Source organism: Paracoccus sp. UBA5162 (genome assembly GCF_002413585.1).
Taxonomy (GTDB): domain Bacteria; phylum Pseudomonadota; class Alphaproteobacteria; order Rhodobacterales; family Rhodobacteraceae; genus Paracoccus.
Genome location: NZ_DHXG01000061.1, coordinates 21,270 through 28,784, shown reverse-complemented (window position 1 = coordinate 28,784; position 7,515 = coordinate 21,270). Strand labels below are relative to the sequence as shown.

General features: G+C 70.1%; 7 protein-coding genes. 5 read left to right on the top strand and 2 right to left on the bottom strand.

What is annotated here, in order from left to right; all coding sequences use genetic code 11:
* Positions 1–26: 26 nt before the first annotated feature.
* The 5 genes from ccmB to ggt all read left to right on the top strand — a co-directional run bounded on the left by ccmB (position 27) and on the right by ggt (position 4,110).
* A complete protein-coding gene (ccmB, locus tag B4A72_RS09245) occupies positions 27–683 on the top strand; it encodes a heme exporter protein CcmB (RefSeq protein ID WP_292978396.1) in 657 nt (218 codons plus the stop codon).
* A 41-nt stretch (positions 684–724) separates the two neighbouring features.
* Positions 725–1,450: a heme ABC transporter permease CcmC gene (ccmC, locus tag B4A72_RS09240; RefSeq protein WP_292958095.1), complete on the top strand. Its 726-nt coding sequence runs from the start codon at positions 725–727 to the stop codon at positions 1,448–1,450.
* Entirely contained in the window at positions 1,447–1,590 is a 144-nt protein-coding gene (ccmD, locus tag B4A72_RS09235) for a heme exporter protein CcmD (RefSeq protein ID WP_292958093.1), read from the top strand. The genes ccmC and ccmD overlap by 4 nt, the downstream gene beginning before the upstream one ends.
* A complete protein-coding gene (locus B4A72_RS09230) occupies positions 1,583–2,125 on the top strand; it encodes a DsbE family thiol:disulfide interchange protein (RefSeq protein ID WP_292958091.1) in 543 nt (180 codons plus the stop codon). Before ccmD ends, B4A72_RS09230 begins: the two co-directional genes overlap by 8 nt.
* A gap of 164 nt (positions 2,126–2,289) precedes the next feature.
* Positions 2,290–4,110 carry a gamma-glutamyltransferase gene (gene ggt / locus B4A72_RS09225; RefSeq protein ID WP_292958089.1) on the top strand — a complete coding sequence of 607 codons (1,821 nt, stop codon included), beginning with the start codon at positions 2,290–2,292 and terminating at the stop codon, positions 4,108–4,110.
* Between the two features lie 65 nt (positions 4,111–4,175).
* Here the strand turns inward: ggt and B4A72_RS09220 are convergent, their stop codons facing one another.
* Entirely contained in the window at positions 4,176–5,777 is a 1,602-nt protein-coding gene (locus tag B4A72_RS09220) for an amino acid ABC transporter ATP-binding/permease protein (protein ID WP_292958087.1), read from the bottom strand.
* Entirely contained in the window at positions 5,774–7,417 is a 1,644-nt protein-coding gene (locus B4A72_RS09215; protein WP_292958085.1) for an ABC transporter ATP-binding protein/permease, read from the bottom strand. Before B4A72_RS09215 ends, B4A72_RS09220 begins: the two co-directional genes overlap by 4 nt.
* Positions 7,418–7,515: the final 98 nt, after the last annotated feature.

Genomic DNA, 7,515 nt, shown 5'->3' with positions numbered 1-7,515 from the left:
GCGCCGGCAGAGGGGCGGAAACATCCATGCTTGCCCTGCTGAGACGCGATCTCGTGCTGGCTGTCCGCGCAGGCGGCGGCTTCGGCCTTGCCGTGGCGTTCTTCCTGATCATCAGTGCGCTGGTCCCTTTTGGCGTCGGACCGAGCGTGGCGGCCCTGCGTCCCATCGCCGCAGGCATCCTCTGGCTTGGGGCGCTGCTGTCCTGCCTTCTCTCGCTGGACCGCATCTTCGCGCTGGACCATGAAGACGGCAGCCTCGATCTGCTGGCCACCGCCCCGGTCCCGCTGGAAGGCGCCGTCGCCGTCAAGGCGCTGGCGCACTGGATCACCACCGGCCTGCCGCTGGTCGCGGCATCGCCCCTGTTCGGCATCCTGCTGCACCTGCCGGGTCAGGCAATGCCCTGGCTGATCATCTCGCTGCTGATCGGCACGCCCGCGCTGTCGATGCTGGGCGCCTTCGGCGCCGCGATCACCATGGGCCTGCGCCGGGGCGGGCTTCTGCTGTCGCTTCTGGTCCTGCCGCTGTATATTCCCACGCTGATCTTCGGGACCGAAATCGTGCGCCGCGGCGCCGACGGCGGCGATCCGGGCACGCCGATCCTGTTTCTCGCCGGCATCACCCTGGCGGTTCTGGCGCTGGTCCCCTTTGCCGCCGCCGCCGCCCTTCGCATCAACCTTCGCTGATGTGACTTGAGCCCCGTCCGCGCCGCCGCTAGGGAATGTCCATGTCGATCTGGGAATATGCAAACCCCGTCAAGTTCATGCGCCTGTCCGACGCGATCCTGCCATGGACGGTGGCCGGCGCGGCGATCTTCACGATCGGCGGCGTCCTGTGGGGGTTCCTGACGCCACAGGACTACAGGCAGGGCGCGACGGTCAAGATCATCTTCCTGCACGTGCCCTCGGCGATGATGGCGATCAACATCTGGGTGATGATGCTGGTCACGTCCCTGATCTGGCTGATCCGCCGCCACCATGTCAGTGCGCTGGCCGCCAAGGCGGCTGCCCCGGTCGGCGCCGTGATGACCCTGATCGCGCTGGCCACCGGCGCGATCTGGGGCCAGCCGATGTGGGGAACCTGGTGGGAATGGGATCCGCGCCTGACCTCTTTTCTGGTGCTGTTCCTGTTCTATATCGGCTATATCGCGCTGTGGTCCGCGATCGAGGATCCCGACAGCGCCGCCGACCTGACCGGCGTTCTCTGCCTTGTCGGATCGGTCTTCGCGCTGCTGTCGCGCTATGCGGTTCTGTTCTGGAACCAGGGCCTGCACCAGGGCGCCTCGCTCTCGGTCGCGCCGGGCGAACGGATGAGCGCGGTCTATCGCTATCCGCTGTATCTGTCGATGCTGGGCTTTTTCCTGCTGTTTCTGGCGCTGCTGCTGATCCGCACCCGGACCGAGATCCGCCGCCGGCGCCTGGCCGCGCTGCAAGCCCGGGAGACGCGCGCATGATCGACCTTGGCAAATACGCGGTCACCGTGCTGGCCGCCTATGGCGTCACCGCCGCGCTGCTGATCGGCATCGTCTGGCAAAGCGCGGCCGCCAATGCCCGCGCCCGCCGCGCGCTGGAAAAGCACCAGGGCCATGGCTAGGGTTTGCCGCCTTGTCGCGATTGCGGCGCTGGTTTTGGCGGCGCTGGCGGCGCTGTTGCTGTGGAACATGGATCGCGTCAACCCCACAGGCCCGTCCCCGGCCCTGATCGGCAAAAAGGCCCCGCCCCTGCCGGCGACGGTGCTGGCGGGAAAGCCCGGACTGACCGACCCGATGCTGCGCCAGCCGGGCCTGAAGCTGGTGAATTTCTGGGCCAGCTGGTGCCCGCCCTGCCGTGCCGAACATGCGACGCTGACAACCCTGTCAAAGCAATTGCCGGTCTATGGCGTCGATCTGAAGGATTCGCCGGCCGATGCGGCCGCGTTCCTGGACAGATACGGCGATCCATTCCGCGCCATCGCCGCCGATCCCGCCGGTCGCGCCGCGCTGGATTGGGGTGTGACCGGCCCGCCCCAAACCTTCATCATCGACGGCAAGGGCACGGTGCTGTTCCGCTTTGCCGGCCCCTTGCTGCGCGAGGACTACACCAACCGGTTCCTGCCCGAACTGGAAAAGGCACGACAGGCCGCGAACTAGACGGGGCGCCCCTGTCGCCAACAGCAAGCCCCGCGCCCGTTTCCGACGGCCCTTCAGGCAGTCCCGGACCGGGGGCGGGTGCCGGTCGGAACCGATGCGGCTTGCGCGCGAGGGTTGCGCGCGACAAACTGATCTCAATCCAACGACAATCAGGGAGGTCAGCGATGACACGCACCGGAATTCTCATGACGCTTCTGGCGGGCAGCGTCTGGACCATGCCCGCGATGGCCCAGCAGGCCGCCGACAGCGTCGATCCCGAAGCCGCGACCGCAGCCCGGGCGCAGGCCACCCCCGAAGCTTTTGCCGGCCTTGGCGAGGCCGCCCGCGCCGCGATGGATGCGAAACAGGCGGGCAAGCCCGTCTCGGCGCCGAACTGGATGGTGGCGGCCGCCAACCCGCTGGCGGTGGAGGCCGGCGCCAAGGTGCTGGAGGCCGGCGGCAGCGCCGCCGACGCCATGATCGCGGTTCAGGCCGTGCTGGGTCTGGTCGAACCGCAAAGCTCGGGCCTCGGCGGCGGGGCCTTCCTGGTCTGGTATGACGCCGAAAGCGGCGAGGTCACGACGCTGGATGCCCGCGAGACCGCCCCCGCCGAGGCCACGCCGACGCTGTTTCAGGACCAGAACGGCGAGCCGCTGAAATTCATGGAGGCGGTGGTCGGCGGACGGTCGGTCGGCACGCCGGGCACGCCGGCGCTGCTGGAAGAGGCGCATCGCCGCTGGGGCAAGGCCAATTGGCGCGGGCTGTTCGGTCCCGCCATCGATCTGGCCGAGAACGGCTTTGACGTGTCGCCGCGCCTGGCCTCGCTGGTCGCCGAGGAAGGCGAGGCGCTGCAACGCTTTGGCGCGACCGCCGATTACTTCTTTCCCGGCGGCACTGCCATCGCGGCCGGCGATACCTTGAAGAACCCCGCCTATGCCAAGACCCTGCGCCGCATCGCCGCCGACGGCAGCCGTGCCTTCTATACCGGCGAAATCGCACAAGACATCGTTGCCACGATCCGCAACGCCGAGGGCAATCCGGGCGTCCTGTCGACCGAGGATCTGGCGCGCTACAAGGTGATCGAACGTCCTGCGGTCTGCGTCGAATACCGCGACAACGAAGTCTGCGGCATGGGCCCCCCTTCGTCGGGCGGGCTGACCGTAGGGCAGATTCTGGGCGCGCTTGGCGGCTATGATCTGGCCGGCCTGGGGGCCGACAACCCGGAAAGCTGGCGGCTGATCGGCGATGCCTCGCGCCTGGCCTTCGCCGATCGCGGCCGCTACATGGCCGACAGCGACTTCGTGCCGATGCCGACCGAGGGTCTGCTGGATCCCGATTATCTGGCCGGGCGCGGCCAGCTTCTGTCGGGCGACGACGCGCTGCCCGAGGTCAGCGCCGGATCGCCGGGCTGGAGCCATGCCTGGCTCTGGGGGCAGGACAGCGCGATCGAGTTTCCCTCGACCTCTCAGATCTCGATCGTGGACGGGGACGGCAATGCGCTGTCGATGACCACCACGATCGAGAACGGCTTCGGTTCGCGCCTGTTCACGCAGGGCTTCCTGCTGAACAACGAATTGACCGATTTCAGCTTCGAAACCCGTGACGAGGCGGGTTATCCGATCGCCAACCGCGTCGAACCGGGCAAGCGGCCGCGTTCGTCGATGTCACCCAGCATCGTGATGAAGGACGGCAAGCCGGTTCTGGTCATCGGCTCGCCCGGCGGCAGCCGGATCATCGGCTACGTCGCCAAGGCGATCATCGGTTACGTCGATTGGGGTCTGGACGTGCAGCAGGCAGTGGCGTTGCCCAATATCGTGAACCGCTTCGGCACGATGGATGTCGAGGCGGGCACCGATGCGGCCGCCCTGGTTCAACCGCTGACCGATCTGGGCTTCGAGGTGAATGAGACAGAGCTGAATTCCGGCCTGCATGGCATCGCGGTCACGCCCGACGGCCTCGAGGGCGGGGCCGATCCGCGCCGCGAAGGCATCGCCATCGGCGGCTAGCAGGAACTGACGCGGCGCGGCTGGTTCCGGCTGCGCCCACCCGCCGGGCCGGGAATGCGCGGGGCCTAGGCTGCGCTGTCCTGCAGATCCAGATCGAGGGTCCTTCCGGCGAACCGGATCTCGGCCAGGCGGTGGGCGGCGATCAGGATGGCGGCGTCGGGCAGCCAGTCGCGGATGCCGTGCAGAACCCGCGCGGCGGTGCGGGCGTCCAGCCCCTCGGTCGGCTCATCCAGCAGCAGGATGCCGGGGCGCTGGATCAACACCCGTGCCAGAGCCAGCCGGCGCGCCTGCCCGCCCGAAAGCCCGGCGCCGCCCTCGCCCAGAACGTGATCCAGCGGCAGATCGAGCCGGCAGCAATCCAGCACGGCGCGCAGATCCGTCTCGGACGCCGCGGGCGCGGCCATCCGCAGCGTGTCCCGCAGACTGCCGGCCACGAGGGCGGGCCTCTGGGTCAGGTAGCCGATGGTTCCCCCGCGACGGATTTCGCCCTGCACGGGGGGAACCAGCCCCGCGACAGCGTTCAGAAGACTGGTCTTGCCCCGCCCGCTGACGCCTTTCAGCGCGACCGTCTCGCCCGGTGCGACAGACAGGTCCAGCCCGGTCACGACCGGCGGCAGACCGGGCGCGGCGGCCACGGCAAGACACGTCAGGGCCAGCCCGGCCGGCCCCGACACGTCCGGGGCGGCGGGCGCGGATCGCGGTTCCAGCAGCGGCGCGATGCGGGCGGCGGCGCCGCGCATCCGACCCAGTTCGGCGATGCCGCGCTGCAGCGCCAGGGCCAGTTCGCCCATCGCGAGGGCCGCGAAAACCGCCAGGGCGGCCTGCGGGGCCGTGATCTGCGCCTGCATTGCCAGGCGTCCCGCCAGCCACAATGTTCCCGCCAGCGTCATGGCACCGGCGGCCTGCAAGGCCGCGGTGGCGCGATGTTCGATCCGCGCCTGTGCCAAGGCCGCGGCGCGTGCCCTGCGATCCTGCGACAGAACGGTTTCGCGCGCAGCAGTCAGCCGGCCCGCCACGGCCAGCCAGTCGCGACCGCGCAAATGATCGACCGTGGCCGAGCGCAGCGCCTGTCGTCGCGCTTCGGCCTCGGACGAGGGACCGAAAGCCGCCTTGCCGGCCCATGCCAGCACCGCGACCGCGCCGGAAAAAGTCGCCCCCGCGACCCACAGCGCGACCGAGGGTGCGACCAGCAGCCACAGACCGGTGAGGACCGCAAGCGCCGCGATCAGCAGGGCCAGCAGCGGAAAGACCAGCCGGATCGCCAGGCCATCCAGCGCATCGACATCCGCCGTCAGCCGATTCAGCGCCTGCCCGCCCCTGAGCCGCGATTGCAGCGTGAAGTCGGCCCGTGACAGCCCGTCCAGCAACCGCACCCGCAACCCGGCCAGAACCTTCAGCGTGGCGTCATGCGTGGCCAGGCGTTCGCCGTATCGGCTGCCGGTGCGGGCAATGGCGAGGAACCGGATCCCGGCCGAGGGACGGAACACGTCGAACACCGTCCCCAGCCCGGCCAGCCCGGCCATGCCCGCGGCCAGGATGAACCAGCCCGACAGCGCCAGAAGCATGATACCGCTGAGAGCCACGGCGGCCGACAGCGCGAAGCCGCGCAGGATCGCGCGGCGCTGGTCGCGCCAGAACAGCGTCGCGATCGTCAGCAGCGGTGTCATCGTCCAACCTCGATCCGGCGCGGCAGCGCCTTGATGAGCCGCGCATCATGGCTGGCCGCGACCAGCGTGGCACCCTTGCGGTGCATTTCCAGAAGCCCGGCGATGACGGCCTCGGCGGTGCCATCGTCCAGATCGGCCGTCGGCTCGTCGGCCAGGATCAGCGCCGGCCTGCGCAGGGCGGCGCGGGCGATGGTCAGCCGCCGCGCCTCGCCGCCCGAGACACCGGCGCCGCTTTCCCCCAGGCGCGTCTCCAACCCGTCTGGCAAACGCGCGACAATGCCCTGGGCGTCGGCCAGGCGCAGCGCATCGGCGATGGCACCGGGAGTTGCGGGCCGGCCGGAGGTCAGTTCCTCCCGCAGGCTTACATCGCGGAAATGCGGCTTTTGCGGGATCAGCGCCAGTGCCGCGCGCCAGTCGTCGGCGTTGCTTTGACCAAGCGGCACCCCGTCGATCCGCAGCGCGCCATAGCCCGGCAACAGCCCGGCAATCGCCAGCAGAAGCGCCGATTTGCCCGCGCCCGAGGGACCGGTCAGCGCCACCCCCTCGCCCGGCGCGATGATCAGGTCGGGCAGCGCATGGCCGCGCAGCACCAGCCCATGCGTGGTGACGGTGCCGGCAAGCGCCCTGCCCGCATGGCCCGCGCCCAGAATCGCGGGCACGGGCACGGCGGCATCGGCCAGCAGATCGCGGGCGACGGCCTGGGCCGCGATCCGGTCGTGCCAGGCGGCGGCCATGTCGCGCAGGGGCTGAAAATAGGCCGGGGCCATCAGCAGCAGGAATATCGCCTCGGCCAGCCCAAGATCGCGGCCCCAGGTGCCGAAATCCAGCGCGCCCAGCAGCGTGAAGCCCACGAAGACGGCCATCATCGCCACACCAAGCGCCGCGAACAGTTCCAGCACCGCACCGGACAGGAAGGCGACGCGCAGGACGGCCATCGTGCGCGCCCGCAGCCGGTCGGCGCGCAACGTGAAATCCGCCAGCATCGCCCGCCGCGCGCCCAGCAGGCGGATATCCACCAGCGCGCCGATCCGGTCCAGCATCAGCGCATTCAGATCCGAGATCTCGTCCATCTGCCGTTTCGCGGCATCCCGCGCCGCCAGACCGATCAGCGCCATGAACATCGGGATCACCGGCCCGCTGATGGCCAGGATCAGCCCCGCCGCCCAGGACAGGCCGGTGCTGACCGACAGGATCAGCAAGGGCATCACCGCCACGCGGGCACGAACCGGGTGCCAGCGCAGCAGATAGGGTCGCAGCATCTCGATCTTGTCCACCAGCAAGGCGGCGGTTGCCGCGGACGAGGGCGCGGCGGCCTCGGGCGCGCGGCGATCGGCGCGGCACAAAAGCGCGGAACGGGTATCGGCGATCACCGCATCGGCGGCCGCCTCGGCCCGGCCTGCCGCCCAGAGGCCCGAAACGGCGCGCAGGATGCCGATCGCGGCCACGCCGCCGGCGCACCAGCTCAGGGCCACGACGCGCCCGGTGGCCAGCCCGGCCAGCGCCCAGGCCAGCAGCGCGGCCTGCGGCAGCCACAGCGCCTCTGCCAGTGTGCTCAGGGATGCGGACAGACGCAGGGCGCGTTGCTGCGAAGCCGCCATGCGGACCAGTTCGGCGGGGATAGGAGCGGGTTCGCGAGCCATGCCGCCGGTCTCGCGCGGACGGGGCGGGCCGTCAATGCGCCGCTGCGTCGCGGCGACCGCGCGGCCGGCGACGGGCTGTCACGCGCAACACGCGCCTG